At 68.0% G+C, this 25,043-nt stretch carries 29 protein-coding genes; 12 read left to right on the top strand and 17 right to left on the bottom strand.

The features are described 5' to 3' along the window. Positions 1-2: 2 nt before the first annotated feature. Entirely contained in the window at positions 3-830 is an 828-nt protein-coding gene (locus SM754_RS18995; protein ID WP_323677737.1) for a high-potential iron-sulfur protein, read from the bottom strand. A gap of 174 nt (positions 831-1,004) precedes the next feature. On the opposite strand from SM754_RS18995, the gene SM754_RS18990 reads away from it, so the two are divergent. From SM754_RS18990 to SM754_RS18975, 4 genes are all read left to right on the top strand, one after another. Then, positions 1,005-1,370, top strand: coding sequence for a hypothetical protein (locus SM754_RS18990; RefSeq protein ID WP_323677736.1), 366 nt, complete (start codon positions 1,005-1,007; stop codon positions 1,368-1,370). A gap of 79 nt (positions 1,371-1,449) precedes the next feature. Then, complete coding sequence (locus SM754_RS18985) at positions 1,450-2,046, top strand: DJ-1/PfpI family protein (protein ID WP_323677735.1); 597 nt, start codon at positions 1,450-1,452, stop codon at positions 2,044-2,046. Positions 2,047-2,096: 50 nt separating this feature from the next. Continuing rightward, entirely contained in the window at positions 2,097-2,489 is a 393-nt protein-coding gene (locus tag SM754_RS18980) for a hypothetical protein (protein ID WP_323677734.1), read from the top strand. Then, positions 2,479-2,871, top strand: coding sequence for a hypothetical protein (locus SM754_RS18975; protein WP_323677733.1), 393 nt, complete (start codon positions 2,479-2,481; stop codon positions 2,869-2,871). Before SM754_RS18980 ends, SM754_RS18975 begins: the two co-directional genes overlap by 11 nt. 46 nt (positions 2,872-2,917) lie before the next feature. On the opposite strand, the gene SM754_RS18970 is transcribed toward SM754_RS18975, so the two are convergent. From SM754_RS18970 to SM754_RS18960, 3 genes are read right to left on the bottom strand one after another with little or no spacing between them, the layout of a single operon-like run. Continuing rightward, positions 2,918-3,229 (bottom strand): hypothetical protein, encoded by a 312-nt coding sequence (locus SM754_RS18970; protein ID WP_323677732.1) that lies wholly within the window; start codon positions 3,227-3,229, stop codon positions 2,918-2,920. Between the two features lie 2 nt (positions 3,230-3,231). After that, entirely contained in the window at positions 3,232-3,783 is a 552-nt protein-coding gene (locus SM754_RS18965; protein WP_323677731.1) for a helix-turn-helix domain-containing protein, read from the bottom strand. After that, positions 3,755-4,996 (bottom strand): hypothetical protein, encoded by a 1,242-nt coding sequence (locus tag SM754_RS18960; RefSeq protein WP_323677730.1) that lies wholly within the window; start codon positions 4,994-4,996, stop codon positions 3,755-3,757. The genes SM754_RS18965 and SM754_RS18960 overlap by 29 nt, the downstream gene beginning before the upstream one ends. Positions 4,997-5,203: 207 nt before the next feature. Between SM754_RS18960 and SM754_RS18955 the strand changes: the two genes are divergently transcribed. Together SM754_RS18955 and SM754_RS18950 are read left to right on the top strand one after the other, a co-directional pair. Then, a complete protein-coding gene (locus tag SM754_RS18955; RefSeq protein ID WP_323677729.1) occupies positions 5,204-6,451 on the top strand; it encodes an aminotransferase class V-fold PLP-dependent enzyme in 1,248 nt (415 codons plus the stop codon). Between the two features lies 1 nt (position 6,452). Further along, positions 6,453-7,148, top strand: a complete 696-nt coding sequence (locus SM754_RS18950; RefSeq protein ID WP_323677728.1) for an HD domain-containing protein — start codon at positions 6,453-6,455, stop codon at positions 7,146-7,148. A gap of 53 nt (positions 7,149-7,201) precedes the next feature. Here the strand turns inward: SM754_RS18950 and SM754_RS18945 are convergent, their stop codons facing one another. After that, the gene (locus SM754_RS18945) at positions 7,202-8,743 is read right to left on the bottom strand and encodes an LVIVD repeat-containing protein (RefSeq protein WP_323677727.1); all 1,542 of its coding nucleotides are present in this window, start codon (positions 8,741-8,743) and stop codon (positions 7,202-7,204) included. A gap of 130 nt (positions 8,744-8,873) precedes the next feature. Between SM754_RS18945 and sufU the strand changes: the two genes are divergently transcribed. After that, on the top strand, positions 8,874-9,323 hold the full coding sequence (gene sufU / locus SM754_RS18940) for a Fe-S cluster assembly sulfur transfer protein SufU (RefSeq protein WP_323677726.1): 450 nt from the start codon (positions 8,874-8,876) through the stop codon (positions 9,321-9,323). Between the two features lie 470 nt (positions 9,324-9,793). Here the strand turns inward: sufU and SM754_RS18935 are convergent, their stop codons facing one another. The 6 genes from SM754_RS18935 to pspAB all read right to left on the bottom strand — a co-directional run bounded on the left by SM754_RS18935 (position 9,794) and on the right by pspAB (position 14,370). Beyond that, positions 9,794-10,432: a helical membrane plugin domain-containing protein gene (locus tag SM754_RS18935; RefSeq protein ID WP_501993826.1), complete on the bottom strand. Its 639-nt coding sequence runs from the start codon at positions 10,430-10,432 to the stop codon at positions 9,794-9,796. 34 nt (positions 10,433-10,466) lie between these two features. After that, on the bottom strand, positions 10,467-11,606 hold the full coding sequence (locus tag SM754_RS18930; protein WP_323677724.1) for an NAD(P)/FAD-dependent oxidoreductase: 1,140 nt from the start codon (positions 11,604-11,606) through the stop codon (positions 10,467-10,469). Continuing rightward, on the bottom strand, positions 11,603-11,842 hold the full coding sequence (locus SM754_RS18925; RefSeq protein WP_323677723.1) for a sulfurtransferase TusA family protein: 240 nt from the start codon (positions 11,840-11,842) through the stop codon (positions 11,603-11,605). The genes SM754_RS18930 and SM754_RS18925 overlap by 4 nt, the downstream gene beginning before the upstream one ends. Before the next feature lie 62 nt (positions 11,843-11,904). Further along, positions 11,905-12,303 carry a hypothetical protein gene (locus SM754_RS18920; RefSeq protein WP_323677722.1) on the bottom strand — a complete coding sequence of 133 codons (399 nt, stop codon included), beginning with the start codon at positions 12,301-12,303 and terminating at the stop codon, positions 11,905-11,907. Positions 12,304-12,529: 226 nt separating this feature from the next. After that, positions 12,530-13,561 (bottom strand): DNA repair and recombination protein RadA, encoded by a 1,032-nt coding sequence (radA, locus tag SM754_RS18915; RefSeq protein WP_323677721.1) that lies wholly within the window; start codon positions 13,559-13,561, stop codon positions 12,530-12,532. 158 nt (positions 13,562-13,719) lie between these two features. Then, complete coding sequence (gene pspAB, locus SM754_RS18910) at positions 13,720-14,370, bottom strand: PspA-associated protein PspAB (protein WP_323677720.1); 651 nt, start codon at positions 14,368-14,370, stop codon at positions 13,720-13,722. Positions 14,371-14,815: 445 nt separating this feature from the next. Here pspAB and SM754_RS18905 point away from each other — a divergent pair, with 445 nt between their 5' ends. From SM754_RS18905 to SM754_RS18895, 3 genes are all read left to right on the top strand, one after another. Then, positions 14,816-15,670 carry a DUF8054 domain-containing protein gene (locus SM754_RS18905; RefSeq protein ID WP_323677719.1) on the top strand — a complete coding sequence of 285 codons (855 nt, stop codon included), beginning with the start codon at positions 14,816-14,818 and terminating at the stop codon, positions 15,668-15,670. A gap of 168 nt (positions 15,671-15,838) precedes the next feature. Further along, positions 15,839-17,002 (top strand): acyl-CoA dehydrogenase family protein, encoded by a 1,164-nt coding sequence (locus tag SM754_RS18900; protein WP_323677718.1) that lies wholly within the window; start codon positions 15,839-15,841, stop codon positions 17,000-17,002. A gap of 331 nt (positions 17,003-17,333) precedes the next feature. Further along, positions 17,334-18,320: a phosphotransferase family protein gene (locus tag SM754_RS18895; RefSeq protein WP_323677717.1), complete on the top strand. Its 987-nt coding sequence runs from the start codon at positions 17,334-17,336 to the stop codon at positions 18,318-18,320. 15 nt (positions 18,321-18,335) lie between these two features. Here SM754_RS18895 and SM754_RS18890 read toward each other — a convergent pair whose 3' ends face one another. After that, on the bottom strand, positions 18,336-18,707 hold the full coding sequence (locus SM754_RS18890; protein ID WP_323677716.1) for a thiol-disulfide oxidoreductase DCC family protein: 372 nt from the start codon (positions 18,705-18,707) through the stop codon (positions 18,336-18,338). Between the two features lie 170 nt (positions 18,708-18,877). On the opposite strand from SM754_RS18890, the gene SM754_RS18885 reads away from it, so the two are divergent. Further along, a complete protein-coding gene (locus SM754_RS18885; protein ID WP_323677715.1) occupies positions 18,878-19,621 on the top strand; it encodes a DNA polymerase sliding clamp in 744 nt (247 codons plus the stop codon). 115 nt (positions 19,622-19,736) lie between these two features. Then, positions 19,737-19,940 (top strand): hypothetical protein, encoded by a 204-nt coding sequence (locus SM754_RS18880; protein ID WP_323677714.1) that lies wholly within the window; start codon positions 19,737-19,739, stop codon positions 19,938-19,940. 127 nt (positions 19,941-20,067) lie between these two features. Here SM754_RS18880 and SM754_RS18875 read toward each other — a convergent pair whose 3' ends face one another. The 5 genes from SM754_RS18875 to SM754_RS18855 form a co-directional block, all read right to left on the bottom strand. Then, positions 20,068-20,505: a hypothetical protein gene (locus SM754_RS18875; protein ID WP_323677713.1), complete on the bottom strand. Its 438-nt coding sequence runs from the start codon at positions 20,503-20,505 to the stop codon at positions 20,068-20,070. A 359-nt stretch (positions 20,506-20,864) separates the two neighbouring features. Further along, positions 20,865-21,470 (bottom strand): DUF7474 family protein, encoded by a 606-nt coding sequence (locus tag SM754_RS18870; RefSeq protein ID WP_323677712.1) that lies wholly within the window; start codon positions 21,468-21,470, stop codon positions 20,865-20,867. A 112-nt stretch (positions 21,471-21,582) separates the two neighbouring features. Beyond that, complete coding sequence (locus tag SM754_RS18865) at positions 21,583-22,992, bottom strand: MFS transporter (RefSeq protein WP_323677711.1); 1,410 nt, start codon at positions 22,990-22,992, stop codon at positions 21,583-21,585. A 499-nt stretch (positions 22,993-23,491) separates the two neighbouring features. Then, positions 23,492-23,953 carry a hypothetical protein gene (locus SM754_RS18860; protein ID WP_323677710.1) on the bottom strand — a complete coding sequence of 154 codons (462 nt, stop codon included), beginning with the start codon at positions 23,951-23,953 and terminating at the stop codon, positions 23,492-23,494. Positions 23,954-24,066: 113 nt separating this feature from the next. Next, entirely contained in the window at positions 24,067-24,954 is an 888-nt protein-coding gene (locus tag SM754_RS18855; protein ID WP_323677709.1) for a hypothetical protein, read from the bottom strand. Between the last annotated feature and the right edge of the window lie 89 nt (positions 24,955-25,043).

Below are 25,043 nucleotides of genomic sequence, written 5' to 3'. Positions count from 1 at the left end.
GGTCAGCCCTCGCTGACGTGCTCCCAGACGACGCACCAGTCCTCGCTAGCGACGTATCCTTCGACGGCGGCGCACGCGCCCCACCCGTCGTCGTTCTGGTCGGGGACGAACTCGGCGCAGTTCCCGCAGGACTGCCCGGGTTCGGCGTCGCCGTCCGCTATCGCTTCGACTGACTCCGTGAGGCTGACGTCCGCCTGCGCGCTGAGCTGCTCGGGGTCGCGCGTCTCGCCGCCCTGCGAGGTCGCCGTCCGGTATCCCTCGGGGACCTCGGCCGTCGCGAGGTCGTCCTCGCTGCGGTCCTCCGGGACCGACGGTTCGGGGAGCGACTCGTAGAGCGAGCACCAGTCGGCGCCGTCGACGTACCCCTCAACCTCGGCGCACGCGCCGAACCCGTCCCCGTTCTTGTCGGGGACGTAGTCCGCGCAGTTCGCACAGCAGCGCCCCGGTTCGTGCGTCGGCCGGTCGAGCGCGTCGTCGTACTCGGAGAACTTCACGTTTCCCTTCGGTTGCAGGTCGTCCGGGTCGCGCGTCTCCCCGCCGAGCGAGACCGCGGTCCGGTACGCTTCGGGGACGGGCCCGTTCTCGAACTCGTCCTCGGAGACGCCCGCGGGTCGGTCGTCGTCGCCGTTCTCCTCGTCCGGTGGTTCGTCGGTCTCCGGTTCGGTGCCGGTGTCGGTGTCGCCGTTCCCGCTGAGACAACCGCTCAGTGACGCGAGACCGCCGGCCGTTCCGGCGGCCGCGACGAGGTATCGCCTGCGTGCGAGGAGGGCGAACACGTCGCTTCGCTCGTCGCCGTCGCCGCCAGAACCATGCGTGACATTGTCTTGCATACTCTTGGAGAGATGGCAGCATACATCATTATTGTTCGGCATGTTTGAGCGGGCGACGCGTTCCCGAGTCGAACGTTCGACCGGTGGACGGGGTCTAGCAGTGGCCTGTGACGAAAGAACTGCGCCGACAGGTTCGACTGCAAGCTTATGCCGCGAGGGGCCGATGGGTATGCCGTGATGGACGAACGCAGCATCGTCGTCGGCGGCGTCGTCGTGGCGGTCTGTGCGAACGCCGTTCTCGGAGCCGTCACCGAGACGGCGACGCTGCTCGCAGTTACGCCGGTCGGCGTCCTCGTCTACCTCGTGGTCGGCGTGGGGCTTCCCCAGCTCGTGGTCTACCGGCGGACCGCCTCCACGGGAGCGCTCGGGACGAGCGTCCTCGTCGGCGTCCTGAGTGGAGCCGTCCTCGTCGCCGGACTGCTCGGCGGCGGCCTCTGGAGCGACTGGGGCGGTTGGTTCGCGGCCCTGTTGCTCCTCGCACTACTGGGCGTCCTCCTGGGCGTCTCCGGGCGCGCGTTCGCCGACGGCTACCGGAGCTGACGGCCGTCGTCGCCCGTCGAATCGACCGGGACACGCAGTTTTACCTCCCACGACGCCGTATCCTTGCGTGGTGCTACCAATGTCCAAGAAGATACTGATGATCGTCGGCGACTTCGGGGAGGACCTCGAGATAATGGTACCGTTCCAGGCACTCGATATGCTCGGCCACGACGTCCACGCGGTCTGCCCGGAGAAGGAAGCGGGCGAGAAGGTCAAGACGGCGGTGCACGACTTCCGGGGCGACCAGACGTACCTCGAGGAGCGCGGGCACGACTTCGAGTTGAACGCGACGATGGCCGACGTCGACCCCGCCGCGTACGACGCGCTCGTCATCCCCGGCGGTCGCGCCCCCGAGTACCTCCGCGGGTACGACCAGGTGCTGGACGCCGTCCGGCACTTCTTCGACGCCGGCAAGCCCGTCGCCGCCATCTGTCACGGCCCGCAGATACTCGCCGCCGCGGACGTCCTCGACGGTTACGAGATGACGAGCTATCCCGCCGTGCAGGCCGAGGTCGAGGGCGCGGGCTGTGCGTGGGTCGACGAGGTCACGACCGACCGGAACCTCGTCACCGCGCAGGCGTGGCCCGACCACGCCGAGTGGCTCCGCCAGTTCATGACGCTGCTCGGCGACGAGGTCGTGCACGACGACCCCGCGGTCGCCGCCGACGACGACTGAGCCGCCAGCAATCCCGTATTTTTTCACGTTGCGTCGAGACGACCAGAACGATGTCCGACCCCGCAAGCGAAGCCGCTTCACCCTCCACCGACGCGACCGCGGACGACGAGTCCCCCCTGGCGCCGAGGCCGCTCCGGGCGCTCTCGCTCGCCTGCGCGTTCGGACTCATCCTCAATCGGTTCGGCATCAGCCTCCTGCTCGGTGCCGCCGTCATCGCGCTCCGCCCGCGGATTGACGTGTTCCCCGCGTGGCGCGTCGCTGTCGGCGCCATCGCCATCATATCGACGGTCGGAATCGCCGTCTCGTTCGTCCAGAGCGGTCTCGGCGTGTCGCTCGGGGACACCGCTCGATTCCCCGTCGACACGGTCGCGCTCGTCGTCGCCGTCGCCGGTGAATGGTACGTCTACCACCGCGACCCGGGGGTTGACGTCGATGACGGATAGCGACGACCCACCAGATGCGACCCCGTTCCGCGTGCTCTCGCTGTGGTTCGCGCTCACGCTCTCGGTCGGCGCGCTCGCACAGCTCGCGCTGACCCCCCTCCTCGGGCCCGAGCAGCGGACGGTCGCCGGGAGCGCGCTCGCGCTCGTCGTCGCGGTGTCGACGCTACGCGTTCGCCCGGGCGTCTCCGCGGACCCGGCGTGGCGCGTCGGCGGCGTCGGCATCGCACTCGCGATGCTCGCCCTCGCCACGGACGAGATACTGACCCACCTCACCGCCAGCGGCACCGGACTCGGCGCGCTCGGCAGCCAGTTCGTCGCCGTCCCGCTCGGACTCGCCGCAGGGGTCGCCGTCGAATGGCATCGACGTCACCGCGAGCGGTGAGCCAGACGTCGACGGGGCGTCGTGGCCCTGGAACGGCGACGTCGCCTCAGTCGCCGATGACCAGCGAGTACGCGATCGCGCACAGGCCCGTGAACTGGAGGGCGCGGACGACGAGCAGCACGTAGTTCTGCTGGAGGAACGAGATGACGTGGAAGCGGACGAGCGCGGACCCGACGAGCGCGGTGAGGTACGCCGCGCCGAACAGGAGAACCATGCCCGCCGACAGGAACAGCATCTTGCGGCTGCGGTCCCGGAGCACGCCGCGGAGCGCGAGCCCCGCGATGAACAGCCCGACGATCGCGGACCCGGTGGCGAGCGCGAGCGTGAGGAGTTCGACGACCGCGTAGGGCACCGGCATGACTAGAACTTGCCCCAGAGGCGCTGTAGTTCGTCGGTCATGTCGCGGTCCATGCGTGCGACGTCGTGGACGAGGTCGCCGTCGCGGAGTCGCACCTCGAAGCGGTCGAGGGTCGCGACGTAGACGGCGTCGTGGTGGCCGTCGGGTCGCGCTCGGGTCTCTTCCCGGAGGAGGTCGGCGGCGGCGAGGTCGTCGACGCGGCGGGAGACGGTCTGGAGCGACGCGTCGCAGGACGCGGCGAGTTCGCTCTTGGACCGCGGCTCGACGCTCGTCGCCGCGAGCACCCGCTGGGCGTGTTCGTCCGCCAGCAGGTCCGCGACGGTCGACAGGTCGGGGTCGGCCGTCATGGAACCGTGGTCGGTCGCAGCGAGCGGTTCGGTCCGGGCCGTCGCCGCGAGCGGTTCGGTCCGGGCCGTCGCCGCGAGCGGTTCGGTCCGGGTCGTCGCCGCGAGCGGTTCGGTCCAGGCCGTCGCCGCGAGCGGTTCGCGTCGGTCGGTCGGGTCGTACCCGTGCGTGGGTCGTCGGTCACGTGTTGCTGCCGTTTGCTGGATCATAACTGAACAGGAGCGAGATGCTGTCGTCGGACTGGTCGTACGTGAGCTCGATGTCGTCGTCGTCGAGGTCGGCGGTCGCGAACGCGAGTTCGTCGCCGGGTTCGAGCGTCGACCCCGGCTCGGGGCGGTCGCGGAGCGCTCCCGGGGGGCGGAACTGGGTGGGGTCGACGGGGACGGGGTCGCCCGCGTCGTGACTGACCGTTATCGTGTCCGGGCCGTCGTCGACGCCCCACGTGACGAACGGCAGCGACCGGTAGTCGTCGGCGTCGTCGCCGTCCATGTACGCGCGCTCGTCGAGCTGGAGGGCGACGCGCACGAACGGGTCGTCGATCGTGACGTCGACGAACGACGCCTGGTCACTGCGCGTGATGCCCCGAATCTGGTGTTTCACCTCGCTCGCCGTCGGCGTCTCGCCGTCGCCGAACACGTGGTCGTAGACGAAGTACGCCGACGAGTCGTCGAACGTGAACCAGACCGCGCTCGCGAGCCCGCCGTTCAGGATACCGAACGCGCTCAGTACCGTCGGGGGTGCGCCGACGCGGTCCGTGTGCGCCGCGAACGTCTCGTCGACCTCGTGTCGACGGGCGACGCGTCCTGCGCCGGCGTCCGCGAGCGCCTTGGCCTTCGCTCGCCGATGCTCGCCGCTCGCGTGGACGACGGCGTCCGCGGAGACGGCGAGGAGCCGGTCGACGTCCGTGCGGTCGTAGACGTCGTACTCGCGGTAGCCGTCCACGCGCTCGTAGTTCGTCTCGGCGAGCGTCCGTGCGACGACGTCGCGGTCGACGCTCACCTCGGCGACGGTCCCGACGGGACCGACACTGACGAGGCGGTCGTAGTCCGCCATCGGGTAGCCGACGTAGTCCATCGACACCTGCGCGACGTTCCGCCCGATGTCGAACGCTTGACCGAACTGTGCCGTACCGAGCTCTCCGGGTGTCGCGTACGTCCAGTTCCCGTACGGGTCGTCGTCGTGGGCGTCGTCGAGCGGCGGGAGTTCGGACTCAGCGGGGAACCACCGCCGGTAGCTCGGGGTGGCGTCTCCACGTCGGGGGACGTCGACGTCGCCGTACCGTATCGCCCGGCTCGCGGGCGGCAGGAGGTTCGTGCAGCCGGCGCTCGCACCGGCCGTGGCGGCGGCGAGCGTCGCACCGGCTCGACGAAGCAGCCCGCGTCGAGACCGACCACCCCCACCGTCGTTCGTTCGCTGTCGCATCGTCACCAGGTGCGAGCCCCGTGGTATTATACCCAAGGACCCGCGGTGACGACCCTGGAACCCGAAGAAAGAGTTAAGTGAGTCAGCGTCGCCGGACGCCCAACACCGTCTGCGGGCTGGCCCGGGCACGTCCCGGGGACGTCCCGGGTTCGGGAGCGACTCCCGGGACCGAAGGACAGTAGACCCCGGAGCCGCTAGACGCTCGTAATGAGTACGCAGGACGCCGAGAGCCTCGACGTGGCCGCCATCCGCGAGGACTTCCCCGTCCTCGAGCGGGAGTTCAACGGACACGACCTCGTCTACCTCGACAACGCCGCGACGTCGCACACGCCCGACCAGGTCGTCGACGAGATCGCGCGGTACTACCGCGAGTACAACGCGAACGTCCACCGCGGCCTCCACCAGCTCAGTCAGGAGGCGAGCATCGCGTACGAGGACGCGCACGACCGCGTCGCCGAGTTCATCGGCGCGAGCGGCGAACGCGAGGAGGTCGTGTTCACGAAGAACACGACCGAGAGCATGAACGTCGTCGCGTACGCGTGGGGGCTCAGCGAACTCGGGCCGGGCGACGAGGTCGTGCTCACGGAGATGGAGCATCACGCCGCGCTCGTCACGTGGCAGCAGATCTGTAAGAGGACGGGCGCGGAGTGCAAGTACGTCGGGTTGACCGACGACGGCCAGCTGGACATGGACGACGCTCGGGAGACCATCACCGACGACACCGAGATGGTGTCCGCGGTCCACGTCTCGAACACGCTCGGCTGTGTGAACCCCGTGAGCGAGCTCGCTGACGTCGCGCACGACCACGACGCGCTGTTCTTCGTCGACGGCGCTCAGGCCGCACCGAACCGTCCGGTTGACGTCGAGGCGATCGACGCGGACTTCTACGCGTTCAGCGGCCACAAGATGTGCGGGCCGACCGGCGTCGGCGTCCTCTACGGCAAGAAGCACCTGCTGGAGGAGATGGACCCGTACCTCTACGGCGGGATGATGATCCGGAAGGTGACGTTCGAGGACGCGACGTGGAACGACCTCCCCTGGAAGTTCGAGGCCGGGACGCCCGTCATCGCGCAGGGCATCGCGCTCGCCGAGGCCATCGACTACCTGGAGGACATCGGGATGGAGAACGTCAAGCGCCACGAGGAGCGCCTCGCCGAGTACGCGTACGACCGCCTCACCGAGATGGACGACGTCGACGTGTACGGCCCGAGCCCCGAGCAGGGCCGGACGGGACTGGTGTCGTTCAACCTCGGGGACGTCCACGCGCACGACCTCTCGAGCATCCTGAACGACTACGCGGTCGCGATCCGCGCCGGCGACCACTGCACGCAGCCGCTGCACGACCAGCTCGGCGTCGCGGCGAGCGCTCGCGCGAGCTTCTACATCTACAACACCGAGAGCGAGGTGGACAAGCTCGTCGAGGCCATCGAGGGCGCCCGCGACCTGTTCGCCTGAGATGCGCGGCGGGCTCGACGAGTCCGCGGTCCGCGACCGCGCCCGGTCGTACTTCGAGGGCGTGTCGCCGTGTCACGACTTCCAGCACGTCCGTCGCGTGGTCGCGACCGCGAAGCGCCTCGCGGACGAGACCGAGGCCGGCGCGCACGGTCCCGCGCGGGACGTGGACCGCGACGTCCTCGTCGCCGCCGGGTGGCTGCACGACGTCGGCCGCGGCCGGGAGGACCGCGGCGAGATAGACTGTCACGCCGAGTGGGGCGCGAGCGAGGCCCGACGCGTGCTCCGCGACCTCGCGGGTGGCGACGACCCCGCGGTCGGCGTCGACGACGCGTTCCTGGACGCGGTCGCGCACTGCGTCCACGCACATCGCTTCTCGAACGACGTCGAGCCGCGCTCGCTCGAGGCCGAACTCCTCTGCGACGCGGACAACCTCGACGCGACGGGCGCGGTCGGCGTCGCTCGCGTGTTCGCGTACGCCGGCGAGCACGGCCGGACGCTGTACGACCCCGACCTGCCGCCGAGCGAGGACGACAGCGCGGCCGGCGAGACGTCGTTCAACCACTTCCACGAGAAAATCCTCCGGCTCGAGGAGAGGATGTACACCGACGCCGGGCGCGCGCTCGCGACCGACCGGCACGCGTTCGTCGAGGAGTACCTCGACCGGTTCGAGCGCGAAGCGCGCGGCGAGGACGCCTGAGCGGTCGTCGCCGGACGCGTCCGCGTCGACCGACCGCTCGCCGGCGAGGACACCTACCGCTCGTCGTCGCCGCGCCGTCCGAGTAGCCGCCAGACGCCGACGCCACAGCCGGCGAGCGCCGCCAGTGGACCGAACCCGGGGACCGGGCTCGGGTCGTCGACCACGACCGTCCCGTCGCTCGTATCGCCCGGGCTCGTCGTCGACGAGCCCGCACCCGTCGTCGACCCGCCGGCTGTCCCTCGACCGGACCTACTGGTCGTCGCGGTGGCGTTCGGCGACGGGAGCTCGCGGCGCGCCATCGTCGGCGCCGGTTCGCCGGACGACCCGTCCGGGTCGGGGAACGTGTAGACGCGAGCGCCCTCGCCGCGGCGGTTCTCCTCGCGCGTGTTCTCGGGGTTCACGTAGCTCGTCGCGAGGAACCCGCTCGCTATCGGTTTCGCGGTCCAGAACGTCGTCGTGTCGGGCTCGCGCCACGCGCCGAGGAGGTGCGGCTCCGCGAGGTCAGCGACGTCGTACACGCGGACGCCGCCCCCGTACCAGGACGCGTACAGGCGGTCGCCGTCGATACCGAAGTTGTGCGATGTCCACTGCGCCGCCGGGTCCTCACCGGCGTCCGGGTCGGGCTCGGGCGGCCGGAGGACCGACCGGAGCGCCGGGTCGTCGCCCGAGAGATCCCAGCACTCGATGCCGCCCGGCCCGCCGTCGTGCTCGGTCCCCTCGGCGTCCCACGCCTCCTTCCCGACGAAGACGGCCGACGCGTCGGCGTTCGGCTGGACGTAGTGACTGTTCCCCGGGAGCTCGCGGAACTCCGGCGTTATCTGCCCGAGTTCCGCCAGGTACGCGGGGTCGTGCCCGCCGAGGTGCGCGGTCGCGGTCGGGTTCGCGGGGTCGCTCACGTCGACGAGCCACGTCCCCGCGTCCCAGTACGCGACGTAGAGCGTGTCGTCCTGCACGTAGATGTCGTGGGTCTGCCGGTAGTTCCGACCGACGTCCGTCCACGCGTCGTCCGCGTCCGCCGCCGACCACCGCGCGACCTCCTCGGGGTCGTCGTCCGCGACGTCGTAGACGACCGTCGGCGACCGAACGCCGCCGCCGGTGAGGTAGACGTACTCGCCGTCGACGAACGAGTTGTGCGGGCCGAACGTCGTCTCCTGGACCGCGACGCGCTCGGGGGTCGCGGGGTCGGTGACGTCGTACAGGAAGAACCCCGAGAGCCCCTCGCCGAAGCCGTTCGGGCCGGAGACGAGCAGCCGGTCCCCGGACACCTTCACGTCCATGATGGAGGTCATCGGGTCGCTCCCGTCGTGGGTCAGCTCGCGTTCCTCGGCGAGCACCGTCGGGTCCGCTGGGTCGCTCACGTCGACGACGGCGAACCCGTCGACGACCGAGCAGTACACCGTCTCGCCGTCGTCGTCGACGACGGCTTCCGCGACGCCGCGGAGGTCGAGCGACCCCGCCGGTTCGAGTGCCGTGACGCCGACGGGTTCGTTCGACCGGGCACGGGCGCTCGCGGACCCGACGCTCGCGGCAACGCCAGTCCCGGCCAGCGCCGCGAGGACGCGTCGTCGACCGACTGCGTTGGAGGGCAGTGGCATACGCAGCTCGTTCGGCCGCGACGGACAAGGAACTCACGTTGACTGAAACGCGTCTTTGTCCACGCTCAAGGCCATCGAGACGCGTGCTGCGGAACGCTTTTGCGGCCGACGACCCAACCCAGAGGCAACGATGGGAATGGGCTCGGACATGTACCGACAGCAGATCCTCGATCACTACAAGAACCCGCGGAACTACGGGGAGATCGAGGAGGCGACGTTCACGCACGTCGGCGAGAACCCGATGTGTGGCGACGAGATAACGATAGACGTCGTCCTCGAGGACGACGACGAGACCATCGAGGCGGTCGCGTTCCGCGGCGACGGCTGCGCCATCTCGCAGGCGAGTGCGAGCATGCTCACGAGCGAACTCCGCGGGAAGACCCTCGACGAACTCCACGAGATGGACCGCGACGACGTCGTCGACATGCTCGGCGTCGACATCTCCCCGATGCGCGTGAAGTGCGCGGTGCTCGCGGAGAAGGTCGCGCAGGACGGCGCGGACATCTACAAGGGCGACATCGAGGACGTCGACATCACGCGAACCGAGGAAGACGACGCCGACACGCCCGACGACGCCTGAAGTCCCACATTTTCGCCCCCGTTTTCCGGCGGTCGAGCCGCGAGCGAAGCGAGCGGTGACCCCGCCGAGAAAAGGTGGTCGCACGTCGCGCGAACCGAAGACGACGACGCCGACACGCCCGACGACGCCTGACGTCCCCGACGACGCCCGAGGAACGTTCTTTCGCCGACGCTCGACGTCCGAGACCGCGAGAGACGAGTGTTATCGGTCGTGTTCGCGATGCAGCCGCGTCGCCCCCAGGCGGTGGCCCGACACTGGACGAGTCGAACCCGCCTCGAAGCGACCCGGCCGCGAGGTGGTGCAATCCTCGACGGCCGCCCACCGGCCGCGCCCCCGAGCACGTGCCCGCGAGCGGCCGCTGCCGCACGAACCCAATCGGCTCTGCGTCGACGCCGACGTCGCCCGATGTCCACGGGTCGCCGGTGACCGTCGAACGCGTCATCGCCGGAACCGGCCCGCCGTCGGGCCGGTCACCGTCGAGGGGCGTCGGCGTCGCGAACGCCCGCGCCGAGAGCTTTCGCGACCGCGAGCAGGTACCCGAGGCCGGTGCGGACCTCGGGGTCGCGGGTCGCGCGGAGCGCGCCGACGACGCCGACGGCCTCCGGCGGGTCCTCGTTGGCGTCCCCGACCGCTTCCAGCATCGTCTCCAGCCCCTGGACCGTCTCGGGTTCGGCGGCCGTGTCCGCGAGCTCGCCGAGAGCGGTCCCGCGTGCGGCGAGCGTCTCCACCATCTCGTCGTCGAGCGCGCCCGACGCGAGCGCGACGACGTCCGCGATGGCCGCGAGGTCGTCGAGCGTCCCGGACCGCTGGAGTGCGACGACCGTCTCCATCGCCTCGGCGAGCTCGGTGCCGTTCGCGCCGACTGATTCCGCGAGCGCGACCGTCTCCCGCGTCGCGAGGCCGTCCGCGGACTCCGCGAGCGTCCCGCCGGTCGCCGCGAGCGACTCAACCATCTCGTCGTCCATCGCCCCCATCCCGAGGTCGAGGACGTCGAGGAGGTCGTTCACGGCGTCGAGTCGGTCGACGAACCGCGCGACAGCTTCCGGGTTCTCCTCGATAGCGGCCGCGAGCGCCTCGCGGTCGTCGCCCCCGAGGTCGATTCCCGACATCGCCTGGTGCTCGTGTTCGCTCATCTCGACCACCTCACAGCGTCCCCCTGGCAGTCAGCCAGTACGACTGGTTGTACGCGAGCTTCGCCCAGTGCACGGGCCTCGATTCGTCGCGGACGACGGGCGGGTGCTCGTAGTCGAACTCGATGAACGTCGCCTCGTCCATCCCGGCTTCGAGGAAGCACATCGTCTTCCCGTCGTACGTCGCCGTCGGAATCCCGCCGCGGACCTGCGCGGCGAGGCGTTCGGCGACGACGCCAGCCTGGTAGTGCGCGACGCTCCCCGCCTTCGACGTCGGGACGTCCGCCGCGTCCCCGATGGCGTACACGTCCGGGGCGCGAGCGGCTTCGAGCGTGTGCTTGTCGACCTCGACCCAACCGTCGTCGCCCAGGCCTGAGTCCGCGATCAGCGGCTGGCCGTCGTGCGGTGGGATGGCGACGAGGAGGTCGTAGTCGAGCTCGACGCCCTCCATCGACTCGAGGACCTTCGCCTCGGGGTCGACCGACGCCGCGTTGAAGAACGTCTCGGCGTGGATGTCCCGTTCCGCGAAGCGCTCTGACGCCCACTCCGCGATGGGCTCCAGCCCGTGCGTGCGGTTGATCGGGTACGTGTACGTGATCTCGACGTCGTCGCGGATTCCGCGCTGGCGGAACCACTCGTCGGCCATCAGCACGAACTCGACGGGTGCGGCCGGACACATGTGCGGGACGCCGACGACGCTCAACACGAGGTGCCCGGACTCGAACGCCGCGAGCTCGTCCCGGAGCGCCTCGGCGCCCTCGGGCCCGTAGAAGTGATGCCCGCCCTCGACGAGACCGGGGACCTCCTCGGGCGTCAACCGGGCGCCGGTGGCGACGGTCGCGTAGTCGTACGCGAGCGTCGAGCCGTCCGCGAACTCGACGCGTTTCCCGTCCGCGTCCATGTCGGTGACGCGCCCGATGCGGAGGTCGACGCGCCGGTCGACGAGCTCGGAGAGCGGCCGGCGCGCGTCCGCGACGGTCTTCTTCCCGAACGGGACGTAGAGGAACGTCGGCTTGTAGACGTGGTCGGGGCTCTCGTCGACGAGCGTCACCGCGACCTCGCCCGCGTCGATCTCCGCGTGGAGTTCGTCCGCGAGCTTGTTCGCGAGGACGACGCCGCCGGTGCCGGCCCCGACGATGACGATTCGGGTCATGCTTTCTCCACGTAGAGGCTCCAGTAGTCGTCGTGCTCGACGCTGTCGAGGAGTTCGTGTCCGGCCTTCTCGACCCACTCGGGGACGTCCGTCGTGGACCCTCGGTCGCTCGTCTGCAGTTCGACGACGGTCCCGGGGTCGGCCTTCTTGATCTTCCCGATGAGGTCCATGAGGGGGCCGGGGCAGCCGGCGCCTCGCGCGTCGATCGTTACGTCGGGGGTGATGGTTTCGGTCATTGTCTTGGGTTGGGTTCGATTGGGTGTTCGCGTGCCTGTCCTGGGCGTGCGTCGTCGCGTCTTCAGACGAAGACGACCTGCTTGTCCTCGGCCTTCCCGAGGAACCCGGAGACGCCGAGTTCGTCGTCGAAGAGGTCGACGTAGTCGTCGAGTTCGCGCCCCCACATCTCCATGGCCATCGTGCAGGCGTACATCGAGAGCGGGCCGATCTCCTTCGCTTGCGCGAACTGTTCGGTGAACAGGGGGACCTCGGTGTCCTCGTGCGCGAGCATCGCTTCGCCGAGCGGCCCCGTGTTGAAGTCACGGGTGTCGACGACCTCGCGTTCGAACGCGCGCAGCCCGTTCATCGTGACGAAGATGTCTACGGGAACGTCCGACGCGGCGGCGACGGAGCTGATGATGCTCGACGCGGTGATCTTCTCGAAGTCGTCCGTCGCGACGACGATTGCGTATCCAGTCATGATTCGGTCACGACTGAAGATACGTCATTCAGCAGTATAGTATTGTACAGTAGTTCCAAGACAATGAGAATGATGTCGGCAAGGGCAGGGCACCCACCGACCACAGAACCAGCTAAAACGCTATTCAGACCATCACCAACGTCATACCGACCGGTTGGTCGTGTTCTACACGTACACTACCAGAGAGAGAGAAAGAGGACCGCAGTCAGTCAGGTCGACGCGACGGTTACTCGGGCTTGAGACCGTCGTTCGTGACGCGCATCACGGACTCGCCGTCGGCGAGGTTCGGTGCGTCGACGAGCCGCACGATGCGCTTGTCGTTCTTCGACTTCCGGAGGTACATCCGGAACGTCGACTTGTGCCCGAGGATGTTCCCGCCGATCGGCTGCGTCGGGTCACCGAAGAACGAGTCCGGGTTCGACGCGACCTGGTTCGTCACGAGCACCGCGCAGTTGAACAGGTTCCCGACGCGGTCGAGGTCGTGGAGGTGCTTGTTCAGCTTCTGCTGGCGTTCCGCGAGCTCGCCACGACCGACGTACTCCGCGCGGAAGTGCGCCGTCAGCGAGTCGACGTTCAGCAGGCGAACGGGCCACTCCGACTCCTCGTGTTCGTCCGCGAGGTCCTGGGCTTTCTCCGCGAGGAGCATCTGGTGGTTCGAGTTGAACGCCTTCGCGACGTGAATCTTGTCGAGGACGTCCTCGAGGAGTTCGTCCATCGCCTCCTCGTCGTCCGGACTCCCCTCGATGCCGCGGTCGTCCATCGTCGCCTGGATGAGCTCGTCGTCCAGCCCGCGCACCATGTCGTCGATGCGCTCCGGGCGGAACGTGTCCTCGGAGTCGATGAAGATGACGCTCCCGCGGAGCCCACCGTGCTCCTTGGGGAGCTGGACGTTCACCGAGAGTTGGTGCGTGACCTGGGACTTCCCGGCGCCGAACTCGCCGTACACCTCCGTGATGGACTGCGTCTCGACGCCGCCGCCGAGCATGTCGTCGACGTCGTCGATGAACCAGGAGAGCTTCCCGATCTCGTTCCGTCGCTCAAGGACCTGCGAGCCCGTCTCGAACCCACCGATGTCCGCTTGCTCGCGGGCGGCCTGGACGATGTCCGACGCCGTGGACTCGCCCACGTCCGCCTGGTTCGAGAGTTCGCCGCTCGCCGCGACCGCGATGCCCTGGAACGACGTGTAACCGGCGTCGCGGAGCTTGTCTGCTGTAGCGGGACCCACACCCGGGAGTTCTTCGAGGTTGACGTCTGCCATACACGCTACTGGCGCGGCCACGGGTATAAAGCCTCGTTAACAGGAGAGTGAAAGTGAAATCGCGAGCATGGAACGGGACTCTCGACGGGTCGACGCGAGGGTTCAAACGGGAAGAACACATTCGCCGGCGTCGAACGCCGGCCGTCGTTCACCGCGAGCTACTGCCAGGGGTGCCGTCCGGGACGCCGAGGCCAGTAGGGGTACCAGTACTCCTTCTCGGGTTCGAGGTCGAGCTCGGTGCCGAACTGGCTCTCGAGCTTGAACTCGACGCCGCTGTCGCGCTCGCTCGTGCCCTTCGGCACGAACGGATAGTACGCGCCACGGCGGAACGAGTACACCCAGTACGCGTGCGTCGGCTCGGTACTGTCGCCGCCACCGCCCCCCGCTCGAGAGTCGGTAACGTTCTCGAACGCGAACAGCGCGGCGAGGAGTCGCGACCCGTAGTCGCGTTCGACGAGCGTGTCCGCGGCGAAGTGCACGCTCGTCACGAGGTCCTCCGGGTCGCTGTCGTCGTGGAGCACGACCCAGTTGTAGCCGTGCGCGTCCTCGTGGAAGTCGGCTTCCGTCCCGGTCTCCTCGCCGCCCGCGTCGAGGATGGCCTTCACCTCGTCGACGGTATCTGCGAAGTCGGTGCTGTCGACGTCCGCGAAGCAGAGCGCGGCGTCGCCCGTCGACTCCCACCCGAGTTCCGCGGCCATCGTGATGTACGCCGTGCTCATCCCGAAGAGGTCCTCGGGGTCCGCGTCCCGCGACGCGTCCGCCTCGGCGCGCGACCCCAGTACCGCCCGGAGCGAATCCAGCAAGCCCATTACCCACACGTCGGTCGCGCTGGGTCTTTGTCCTGACGGACCACTCGCTCGGCCGGCCACGCCACCGACCGGATTCGCGACGCGACGACCCCACCCGACCGTTCTTTAAGTCATTCTGGTCCCAATGGGTCATAGTGAGGCAGGCGACGCCGGGCGACGGCGTCGCGAGTTCTACGTCGCTCGACCACACAGCGACGCGTCGCTTCGTCCGACAAGGCCACCGTGCGAACCACCTACACATTCTTTTAAGTCATTCTGGTCGTAATGGGTCATAGTGAGGCGGGCGACGCCGGGTGACGGCGTCGCGAGTTTTCCGATGACTCGGTTCCGGCGAGCATCGCGGCCGTTCCTCGCTGGAGTTCGGCTATCACGACTCGCCGTCCGGCCGACGTCTCGCGTTCTCGAAACGTTGTCTTTTCATACCCGAATACCGTCACCGATAGTAATGGCAACAAGTGCGTTAGAGTCGCTCAAGCACCCCGAGTACACGGGCGAGAACCGGTGCATGCCGTGCACAGTCGTCAACAGCGTGCTCGCGGTCGCGTTCGCCGGCGCCGTCGCCGCCGGCACCAGCGCCGCGGGCGCGACCCCGACCGTCGCGGCGGGTGCCGCCGTCGGCTTCCTCGCGCTCGCCGCGGCGAGCATCTGGCTCCGCGGCTACCTCGTCCCCGGGACGCCCGAGCTCACCAAGCAGTACATGCCCGAGTGGATGCTCGCGTGGTTCGGGAAAGCTCCCGAGGACGCGAGCGGACTCGACGGCGGCAGCGACGCGGTCGACCCGAGCGAGGTCGACGTCGACCCCGAGCGCGTCCTCCTCGACGCCGGCGCCGTCGAACCCTGCGAGGACGTCGACGACCTCTGCCTCAGCGACGAGTTCGCCGAGGCGTGGCAGACCGAGATGGACGCCATCGACGACATCGAGGTCGCGGACGCCCTCGCCACGTTCGGGTTCGACGAGGACGACTACGAACTCACCCGGCACGACGACGCCGTCCTCCTCAACCGCGGCCCGCACCGCGTCGGCCAGTGGCCGAGCGAAGCCGCCCTGATAGCGGACGTCGCCGGCGCCCGCGCACTCACCGAACGCTACGACGACTGGACCGGCCTCTCTCCCGTCGGCAAGGGCCGCGTCCTCAACGGCCTCCGCGTCTTCCTCCAGACGTGCCCGGACGGCTCCAGCGCCGAGTTCCGCGAGGACACCGTCGAATCCTGCTGTTCGAGCTACGACGTCGTCACCGTCGAATGCTCGGGGACCGGCGAACGCCTCTTCGAACAACGCGTCGACGACATCCCCGCCTGAGACACCGCCCTCGCGGTCGCCGGACGCTCGTTCGAGTAGTCGACCCGAAACGCCGACCTCGCGGTCGCCGTACGCTCGTGCGACCAGTTATCACGCTCGTACGACCGATTCCGGCAATCGTTGCGCGAAAGTAGGAGCGTTTTTCACGCGGTAGTCCGCAGGTCTCGTATGCTCGATTACGTCGGACTGGAGGCCGACCTCGGCGAGGAGGAACGCCTCATCCGCGACACGGCACGGGACTTCGTCGAGGACAAAGTGCAGCCCGACATCGCCGACCACTGGGAAGACGCGACGTTCCCGATGGAGATCATCGAGGAGATGGGCGCGCTCGGGTTCTACGCCCCGAACCTCGACGGGTACGACCTCCCCAACGTCAGCGAGAAGGCGTACGGCCTGCTCATGCAGGAGCTCGAGGCGTGCGACTCCGGCATTCGGTCGATGGCGAGCGTGCAGGGCGCACTCGTCATGTACCCGATTCACGCGTTCGGGAGCGACGCCCAGAAGGACGAATGGCTCCCGAAGCTCGGTCACGGCGAGGCCGTCGGCTGTTTCGGGCTCACCGAGCCGAACCACGGCTCGAACCCGAGCGCGATGGAGACGCGCGCGGAAGCCGACGGCGACGGCTACGTGCTGAACGGGTCGAAGACGTGGATCACGAACTCGCCGATCGCGGACGTCGCGGTCGTGTGGGCGAAGGACCACACGGAGGACGACCACCCGGTGCGTGGGTTCCTCGTGGAGACGGACAAGGCGGGCGTGACGACGAACAAGATCGACGACAAGCTCTCGCTCAGAGCGTCCATCACGGGCGAGATCGCGCTCGACGACGTCCAGGTCGACGCCGACGACGTCCTGCCGGGCGTCCGCGGGATGAAGGGCCCGCTGTCGTGTCTCACGCAGGCGCGCTACGGAATTGCGTGGGGCGCGGTCGGTGCGGCGATGGACTGCTTCCAGACGGCGCTGGACTATTCGACGGACCGCGAGCAGTTCGGGCAGCCCATCGGCGGGTTCCAGCTCCAGCAGCGCAAGCTCGCGGAGATGGCGACCCAGATCACGAACGCCCAGTTGCTCGCGCACCGGCTCGCGGACCTGAAGGCGCGCGGTGACCTCCGCCCGCAGCACGTGTCGATGGCGAAGCGGAACAACGTCCGGATGGCGCGCGAGACCGCGAAGACGGCCCGGGAGATGCTCGGCGGGAACGGCATCACGGGCGACTACTCGCCGATGCGGCACATGGCGAACATCGAGACCGTGTACACGTACGAGGGCACGCACGACATCCACACGTTGATTCTCGGGGAGGACCTCACTGGGATTCCCGCGTTCGAGTAGCACCGCAGGTGCTGCGAGGACATCGGGAATCCCAGTGAGCCCGAACCGGAATCGCGGCGTTCGGGTAGCGCCAGTGGCGTTGTGGGAGAGTTCTCGTCGATGACTGCGTGGGGTGTTGGTCGGTGTGTGGGGTCGGTTCTCGGGGTGGTTTCGTCCGGTTGAGAAACGTTTATTCTTCTTCGAATGAAAGTCGTGGCGTCGCGTCGACTTGCCATCTTTCGCGACTTTCTGCGTGTGGTTGGTGGTGAGCGACGGCGTCGGCGGTCCGATGGTGGTGTGTCGTGTGGTGGCCCGGAACGCACTTGCGTCGTGATGCCGTCGGCCTCTAGTGATGGAGAAGACCGTCGAGGGGGTGCTTGCGGCGGCGTTCCCGGGGCGTCGGGTCGCGGCGACGTCGACGGCGATGGGGTCGGACCGTCTCGGGAGCGAGACGGTTCGCGTGCGGTTCGCGGACGATACCGTGGTGTATCTGAAGGTCGCGGTCGACGACGGGGCGTGGGTGCGCGAGCGGCTGGCGCGCGATGCGGCGGCGACGCGGTACGCGCGCCGGCACGCGGACGTCCGCGTCCCGGACGTGCTCGCGGTGGACGTGACGGGGACGCCGGCGTACGTCGCGACCGCGGCGCTGTCGGGGACCGCTATCGAGACGGACTGGCCGGTCGATTCGACGGTCGCGCGAGCGACCGTGCTCCGGGCCGTCGGACGGGCGCTCGCGGGCGTCCACGCGGCGGACGGCTTCGACCGGCACGCACGCATCCGGGGGTGGAGCGACGCGGACGACGGGTTCGACCTCGCGAGCGGTCCGTGGTCGAGCGTCCTCGAGCAGACGCTTCGAGCGCGCGCCGGCGAGCGGTTCCCGGACCGGTTCCGGGACTGTGTCGCGGACGTCCTCGCGGCCATCGACGATGCGAGTGACGTGCTCGACGCGGCACCGGCGACGCTCGTTCACGACGACCCCCGGCCCGAGAACTGCCTCGTCGATTCGGCCGGTCCGGGGCTGGTCGACTGGGAGACCGCGATGGTCGGCGACCCGGCGCTGGACGTCGTGCGCGCCGAAGCGCAGTACGTCGAGCGCACCGACGTCGACGGTGCAGACGACGACCGGTTACGCCGCGCGCTCCGCGCCGGCTATCGCGACCACGCCGGGCGCCTCCCCGACGGGTTCTCCGATCGATACCCGCTGTATCGCGCCGTGTCGGTCCTGGAGGCCGCGCGGACGTTCGACCGGTGGGCGCCGGACGCGCCCGAGCCCCTCGCGGAGCTCGCGTCGTGGGTGCGCGGTGAGCTCGCCGTACGACTCGACGCACTCGACGGCTGAGAGCACGTCCGGACGTCAGTCTCGCGCAGGCGGTCGCTTCGAGCGGACCTTCCCGAACCAATCCCGGTGGTCCGCGATGAATCGATACGTCGGATCGCGGACGCGCCGGCGTGCCCCCTCCGGGAGCGACTGGAAGACGCGCGCGGCGGTGCCTTCGGCGGTATCGAGTCGCGACGCGACGAACTCCGCCGCTTCGCCACACGAGTACGTGTCGTCGCCGTCGAACACGTGCATGCAGTCCTCGTAGTCGTCGGGTAGTCGCTCGCGTTCCGCGGGGGAGAGCCTGGAGAATCCGAGCAGGTGGAAGTGGCCGTGCGCGTCGGCGTACTCCGCGCTCCACGTGCAGAACCCGCAGTCGTCGTCGTACACGATGGTGGGACGGGTCATACGTCGACGTACGCGTGGCGCCCTCAAGAGCGCCACGACGCGCCCACGGTGACCGACCGCATCGGCCGGTCGGTCGGCGGTCGAGCGCGGTGCCCGCGAGCGGGTCGAACGCCCGCACGGAGGCAGGAAAGGGTGTCTTTTTAGGGCCCGCTTTCGTACCACGAGATAATATGTTCAAGGCCATCGTGAGCGCGGATACGCTCAAGACGACGCTCGATTCCGTGAGCGTCCTGGTGGACGAGTGCAAGATCCACCTCGAGGAGGACGGCCTCGAGATCCGCGCTGTCGACCCCGCGAACGTAGGCATGGTCGACCTGGACCTTTCAGCTGACGCGTTCGAGTCGTACGAGGCCGACGGCGGCCTCATCGGCGTGAACCTCTCCCGGCTCGAGGACATCGCTGGCATGGCCGACGCCGGCCAGCTCGTCAGTCTCGAACTCGACGAGGAGACCCGCAAGCTCCACATCCAGATCGACGGGCTCGAGTACACGCTCACGCTCATCGACCCCGATAGCATCCGCCAGGAGCCGGACATCCCGGACCTCGACCTCGCCGCCGAGGTCGTCGTCGAAGGGAAGGACATCAACCGCGCGGTGAAGGCCGCGGACATGGTGAGCGACCACATCGCGCTCGGCGTCGACGGCTCCACCGAGCAGTTCTACGTCGACGCGGAGGGCGACGCGGACGACGTCCACCTCGAGCTCGGCCGCGACGACCTCATCGACCTCTCCGCCGCCGACGCGCACTCGCTGTTCTCCCTCGACTACCTGAAGGACATGGACAAGGCCATCCCGAAGGACGCGGAGGTCACGATGGAACTCGGCGAGGAGTTCCCCGTGAAGATGCACTTCGACATCGCCGAAGGCATGGGCCACGTCACGTTCATGCTCGCCCCGCGCATCCAGTCGAACTGACGTTCGCTCTCGGCGCGTTCTTCTACCAGAACCGCGCGCACCTGTGATTCCACTGTGACAGTCCGTTCGATGGAATGCGGACAAGTTTTTCCACAGAACGTTCCAGTAATCAGCGATGGTGCGTCATGAGTTCGCTCGCTTGGCTCTCGCGATGGGCGTGCTGGGTGCGCTGATCGGAATCCTCGAGCCGGAAACGTATCTCTTCGAGGGGACCGTCGTGCCGGCCGTCGTCCAGATCGCCGCCGGTCTCTTGGTGCTTGCTGGTACCGGGGTGTACACCGTCGGGTGGTGGCAGGAGTACGCGGCGACCGGGTCCTAGCTCGGGGAGACGCACGGATGACGGTCGGAGCGCGAGGGTGGTTCGAGCCCGAGAGGATCGTCTCGTCGTCGAACTGGAGAGACGCGAATCGCGGCTCGACGTTCCGGTATCCCTGTTCGTCGCGGGTTCAGTCCTCGGCGCGCCACGTCGCGCGTTCGGCGAACGTGTAGCCGGCGATACCGGCGGCGAGCGGGGCGAGTGCGGCGAACGCGACGAGGCCGACGACGAGGTCCCGGCCGGGAGCGGGCGCGAGCGACCGCATCGCTGCCCACGTCGCGAGGAGGACGCCGGCACTCGCAGCGGTGGCGACGACGGCACGACCGCGGTCGTCGAACGCGACCGCGATGCCGGCGAGGTAGGCGACGGCGGCCGCGACGACGGCACCGACGAGCAGCGCGAGGGGCGTCTCGTCGCCTCCTAGCAGTAGGACCGCGAACTGGCCGGCGACGGGGATGACGGCGACGAGGGCTCCGCGGCGAACGGCGAAGCGAGCGAGCGCGCCGTACGTCGGTGTGGACGGCAACTCCGGGTTCGTCCACGCGCGCAGCGACTCAAGGACCGGCATACGCCACCTTGCTCCAGCCCACCACTAAAATCCTCTCAGAAATAGCTCGAAAGCAGGTCGACGACCACCCGGTCCGCGTTCGCGAGTACTCTCATCTCCCGGTTCGGCGCGCGAGCCGCCCGCGTCGTCGAGCAAGCAGCGGCGAGACGACGCGGGTCGACGCGTGCGAGGGGCGAGCGCGCCGGTGACCACCGGGAACCGGCCGCGAGTCGGCTGGGGAGGGCGAGGCGCAGTGCGGTTGCGGTGCTGTGCGGGCACCACAGGCACCGGCTCGAGTAGCGGACACACCACTCTCACCGACAGCAATCGACACGCCGAATCACACACCACACTCACCAGTACCCGTCGAGAACACCGGTTCAGACGCGCCGGTCGATGACGGCCTTCGCCGCCTTCGCCTTCTCCTTCCAGCCGTACCCTTGCTCGTGGACGTGGCGTTTCGATTCGACGAGCTCCTCGGGCGATGCTTCCTCGAACCCGCCGCGTTGCCACGTCCCGGATTCTTTGAGCCAGTCGACGACCTTCTCCTTCGTCTCCGCCCACGTGAGCCCGATCATCTCGTAGTACGCAACCATCGCGAACACGCTGTTGTCGTGCGCGCCCGGCACCGAGCCTTCCTCGTAGATCGTCTTCACGGGGTCGTGGGGCGGATGCGCGAGTCGCTCCCGGTACTCGTCGGGCGTGACGAGCTCGAGGACCTCGCGGCCGCTCTCGTCGGTCGTCTCGTCGACGCGCCGCGTCGTCCGGAGCTCCTGGAACGCGGCCTGATGCAAGGAGTCCCAGTCGCCGTGCGCGACCGCGCGCAGCTCCTCCTCGGTCTTCGCGCCGTCCGCGAGCGCGCCGACGACGTCCGTGTACGCCTTCTCGACGTCGAACCACGGCGTGCCCGTGAACTTGCAGTCGAAGTCGTGGAGGTCGTTCGTGCTCCGACAGCCCGGACACGGGTACTTGAAGTAGCGCGCCACGACGCACGGGTAGCGGCCGCTCGCCCATGAGCGTACCGCTCCACGACCGTCGTCGCGGAACGTGAGCGCGACCGCCGTCGCGGAAAGCGAACGCGACCGACCCCCGACCGCGTTACGACGACGACGCCACTGTACCGGGTCGTCGGCGTGCGACGACGACGAGCGCCGGGACGAGGAGGACGGCGCCGGCGACGAACGGCGACCAGCGCGCGCCGAACTCGTAGAGGCCCGCCATCACGGGCGGCCCGACCGTGCGGCCGAGACTCCCCGCGCCCTGGGTGACGCCGAACGCACTCCCTTGCTCGCGAGCGCTCGCGCTCGTCGACACGAGCGCGCCCAGCGCCGCCGACAGCAGGCCGTTCCCGAGCGGGATCAGCGGGAGGAGGACGACGAGCGCGACGACGCCCGGCGCGAACCCGCCGACCGCGACGCCCGCGAGCGCGCCGACGTCCGGCGTGAACGGGAGCACCGCCGCGCCGACCGAGAGCACGCCGAGGCCGACGACCGCCATCTTCGCGTCGCCGATGCGTCGCGACACCCGCGGCACGAGCCCACCCTGGACGACGACGCCGAGCACGCCGATGTACGTCAGGAACGCCGCCGCCTGCGGCTCAGCGAACTCGAAGACGTCCGCGAGCCACGGGACGAACGCGACCGTCACGCCCGAGAACGCGACGTTCACGAGGAAGAACGCGACGACGAGCCCGCGGAGCGCGTCGCTCCGGAGCGCCGCCCGGAACTGCGAGACGAGCGTCGACGGCGCCGGCGGCGTCGTCGGCGCCGGCTCGTCCGGAGCGCCCGCTCCGGGTCCGGCCGCGTCGGCAGGCGCGTCGTCGTCCGCGTCACGGTCGTCCGCGTCGGGGTCGTCGTAGATGCTCGCGGGGTCGGGGAGATACCGCCACGCGACGGCGGCGCCGGACAGCGAGAGGACGGCGGCGCCGAAGCTCGGCATCGAGAACCGCGTCACGGGCACGAACCCGGGGAGGACGTCGCGCGCTATCGCGAGGACGTCGGGGCTGGCGAGGACGCCGCCGAGCGCCGGGCCGATGATGAACCCGACGCTGAACGCCGCGCCGAGCACGCCGAGCGCGCCGGCGCGGTCCGCGGGCGGCGTGATGTCCGCGACGTACGCCTGCGCCGTCGCGATGTTCCCACCCGCCGCGCCCGCGACGATGCGTGCGAGGAACACGAGCCAGAGCGCGCCAGCGACCCCGAACACCGTCCACGCGACCGCGCCACCGACGAGCGACAGCACGATGACGGGCCGCCGCCCGTACCCGTCGCTGAGCCGTCCGAGGTACGGCGCGCTCGCGAACTGCGCGAGCGAGTACGACGCCGCCAGCAACCCGATGAAGACGTCGTTCGCGACGAACGACCGCACGTAGAACGGGAGGATCGGGATGACGATCCCGAACCCCAGGAGGTCGAGGACGACGACGAACACGACCACCGCGAACGCGCGCCGCCGACGCTTCGGGAGGCTCGCGTCGGCCGCGCTCGCCGCCGCCGCTGGCGCAGACATACCTCGACTCGTCGACCGATGGCCTCATAATGTCTTGCCCGCCCACGTGTGTTCGTACGTTTCACTGTTGGTTTATCATCCCTCTCGGCGTGCTGTCGGTCGACGCAGATTTTCCCTCATGGTTCCCATAGACACACCACCAGACGACGGGCGAGTGATCGCTGATTACATCGAGAACGCCCGACTCAAGTTGACCGACGACTAGAACGGGAACAGCGGATTGCGACCAGCCATGGACGCCGAGCGCGCACTACGATAACGCATGGTCTACACGGCGACTCGTCCGTATCATTGTGTGAACGCCTGCCGCTTCGACGAAGACCCCGAGTCGGGCGAAGCCGCAAAAAAGTGGTGTCACGAGGTCTGGAATCCGTAACTCCACACGCACTCCGTCGCAGCTACGTCACCGCCACACGGAACGCAGCTCAGCCGAACAATCACTCTACCGCCAGCGACCGACACCAAGCAGCGCGAAAGATAGACACCGGGTCCTCCAGAATCACTCGGTAAAATCGGTTACATTGCCGTGCTCATCCACCACCGTCCCGCCGGCAACGACCTGGATCGAACGGTATTCATCGTCTATTCGGACGGTAACGTCGATAGAGCTCTGCACTCGCTCGCAGTCCAGGTTGGCGTGTTCTTGCAGTGGTTCGTCAGTTGGTGCGACGAAAACGATCACCTCTCCGGACTGATGCTGAGTTGGATGTATGGCGAGGCGCCGATCTGCACTGTACGTGACAGTCCCCTTGATTGAGAGGTGTACGACCCCATCTCGATTTCGAATCGTCGTCTCGAGATCGGTTCTCGCATCGTCTGCAGCACAGTTGACGTCCCACTGCCCATCAGACCCTTTCACCATTCTGTCGTCCACGAATGGGTTCCCGATCACGACCACGCCTGTAACCACGAGGGCGACGATCAATCCGCCAGCGATGGCCAGTCGCGTATTCGACACCATTGAATTGTACTCTGATTAACTTCTGATAACAGATGTGCTGTTACGATTGTTACCCTGCGTCCTCACGTGTGGACGACGACGATCTCTCCTATCAAGGGATTCTTCTCTATAATTTAAATCGGATCGCCCCAGTTCAGATTTGCCGTTACGTTCGGGCCTCCCCAGGTGTACTCGTCATCGAAGTTTGCCGTACAGGTGTTGTCACCCATCTTTTTTCGACTCGGGTACGACTCCGTAGCGTCGAACCACATTCTACTCCCGTGTCGCACCTGGAACACGTCCTGATAGTCGCCACTGATAGAGTATTCCCAGACCGCATCGTTCCTGTTTCCGGCTGAGTCGGTCTCGTCGTACATAGTTGCATCACGTACCTCCTTCGTGTACGTCCACCCGAGCTCGCCCGATACCCCATCGGAGTCGACTCCGATTCCCCCTGATTTGGATACTTGTTCGTCTGCCGTGATGTCGCCCGCCGGATGCGTCTTGTCGATGTACGGCTCCGCCAGCGACGCTCTGCTGTTCGACCAATTTTGCCGTATATCTACTGACTGCAGTACTCGATCACCCACACAGCCGCCACATGGAAGCGTGTTACACCGATAGGTGGCATCCTGCGCCCAGAGCTGCTTTTCAGTACCGGGAAGTTCGCTGGTGTCATATTTGGAGATCGTTGCGCTGATTTTTACCTCGCCCCATTTATTCGCACTGGCGTATGCGGGGTAGGGACCCATCGAAGTCCAGTTTTCGCCTCTACTTGGAGACGTATTGTGAAGTGTTGGACTGTCAGAATAGGCTTGGTGAATCGTGGCATTTTGATCAAACCGAGCCTTGTAGCGTTCGGCTTGCTCGTGCGCACTCTTCGATAGCGACCCAGCATCCAAAGTCCCTACGTCGTGTTCGTCTAGTTTGTACGAATACCCAGTGAAAGCCATCGGTTTCCCGTCCTGGCCGACTTTGTACACGAAGGCAGTGACATATCGGTTATCTTCACCTTCGAACACAGGCGTTGGTACGGCACTGTCTAGTTTAGCACCTCTTCGGCTGGCGTGCGTCCATCGAGCGCCTGGTGCGGCCGCTGATGGTTGTAGTA

Source organism: Halorubellus amylolyticus (assembly GCF_034808145.1).
Lineage (GTDB): Archaea > Halobacteriota > Halobacteria > Halobacteriales > Natrialbaceae > Halorubellus.
This window is presented reverse-complemented; position numbering and strand designations above follow the sequence as displayed.

Excerpts from the sequence above, each read along its gene's own strand:
- SM754_RS18995 (WP_323677737.1), bottom strand. The coding sequence starts at position 830 with ATGCAAGACAATGTCACGCATGGTTCTGGCGGCGACGGCGACGAGCGA.
- SM754_RS18985 (WP_323677735.1), top strand. The coding sequence starts at position 1,450 with ATGTCCAAGAAGATACTGATGATCGTCGGCGACTTCGGGGAGGACCTC.
- SM754_RS18980 (WP_323677734.1), top strand. The coding sequence starts at position 2,097 with ATGTCCGACCCCGCAAGCGAAGCCGCTTCACCCTCCACCGACGCGACC.
- SM754_RS18975 (WP_323677733.1), top strand. The coding sequence starts at position 2,479 with ATGACGGATAGCGACGACCCACCAGATGCGACCCCGTTCCGCGTGCTC.
- SM754_RS18970 (WP_323677732.1), bottom strand. The coding sequence starts at position 3,229 with ATGCCGGTGCCCTACGCGGTCGTCGAACTCCTCACGCTCGCGCTCGCC.
- SM754_RS18965 (WP_323677731.1), bottom strand. The coding sequence starts at position 3,783 with ATGATCCAGCAAACGGCAGCAACACGTGACCGACGACCCACGCACGGG.
- SM754_RS18960 (WP_323677730.1), bottom strand. The coding sequence starts at position 4,996 with ATGCGACAGCGAACGAACGACGGTGGGGGTGGTCGGTCTCGACGCGGG.
- SM754_RS18955 (WP_323677729.1), top strand. The coding sequence starts at position 5,204 with ATGAGTACGCAGGACGCCGAGAGCCTCGACGTGGCCGCCATCCGCGAG.
- SM754_RS18950 (WP_323677728.1), top strand. The coding sequence starts at position 6,453 with ATGCGCGGCGGGCTCGACGAGTCCGCGGTCCGCGACCGCGCCCGGTCG.
- SM754_RS18945 (WP_323677727.1), bottom strand. The coding sequence starts at position 8,743 with ATGCCACTGCCCTCCAACGCAGTCGGTCGACGACGCGTCCTCGCGGCG.
- sufU (WP_323677726.1), top strand. The coding sequence starts at position 8,874 with ATGGGAATGGGCTCGGACATGTACCGACAGCAGATCCTCGATCACTAC.
- SM754_RS18935 (WP_501993826.1), bottom strand. The coding sequence starts at position 10,432 with ATGTCGGGAATCGACCTCGGGGGCGACGACCGCGAGGCGCTCGCGGCC.
- SM754_RS18930 (WP_323677724.1), bottom strand. The coding sequence starts at position 11,606 with ATGACCCGAATCGTCATCGTCGGGGCCGGCACCGGCGGCGTCGTCCTC.
- SM754_RS18925 (WP_323677723.1), bottom strand. The coding sequence starts at position 11,842 with ATGACCGAAACCATCACCCCCGACGTAACGATCGACGCGCGAGGCGCC.
- SM754_RS18920 (WP_323677722.1), bottom strand. The coding sequence starts at position 12,303 with ATGACTGGATACGCAATCGTCGTCGCGACGGACGACTTCGAGAAGATC.
- radA (WP_323677721.1), bottom strand. The coding sequence starts at position 13,561 with ATGGCAGACGTCAACCTCGAAGAACTCCCGGGTGTGGGTCCCGCTACA.
- pspAB (WP_323677720.1), bottom strand. The coding sequence starts at position 14,370 with ATGGGCTTGCTGGATTCGCTCCGGGCGGTACTGGGGTCGCGCGCCGAG.
- SM754_RS18905 (WP_323677719.1), top strand. The coding sequence starts at position 14,816 with ATGGCAACAAGTGCGTTAGAGTCGCTCAAGCACCCCGAGTACACGGGC.
- SM754_RS18900 (WP_323677718.1), top strand. The coding sequence starts at position 15,839 with ATGCTCGATTACGTCGGACTGGAGGCCGACCTCGGCGAGGAGGAACGC.
- SM754_RS18895 (WP_323677717.1), top strand. The coding sequence starts at position 17,334 with ATGGAGAAGACCGTCGAGGGGGTGCTTGCGGCGGCGTTCCCGGGGCGT.
- SM754_RS18890 (WP_323677716.1), bottom strand. The coding sequence starts at position 18,707 with ATGACCCGTCCCACCATCGTGTACGACGACGACTGCGGGTTCTGCACG.
- SM754_RS18885 (WP_323677715.1), top strand. The coding sequence starts at position 18,878 with ATGTTCAAGGCCATCGTGAGCGCGGATACGCTCAAGACGACGCTCGAT.
- SM754_RS18880 (WP_323677714.1), top strand. The coding sequence starts at position 19,737 with ATGGTGCGTCATGAGTTCGCTCGCTTGGCTCTCGCGATGGGCGTGCTG.
- SM754_RS18875 (WP_323677713.1), bottom strand. The coding sequence starts at position 20,505 with ATGCCGGTCCTTGAGTCGCTGCGCGCGTGGACGAACCCGGAGTTGCCG.
- SM754_RS18865 (WP_323677711.1), bottom strand. The coding sequence starts at position 22,992 with ATGTCTGCGCCAGCGGCGGCGGCGAGCGCGGCCGACGCGAGCCTCCCG.
- SM754_RS18860 (WP_323677710.1), bottom strand. The coding sequence starts at position 23,953 with ATGGTGTCGAATACGCGACTGGCCATCGCTGGCGGATTGATCGTCGCC.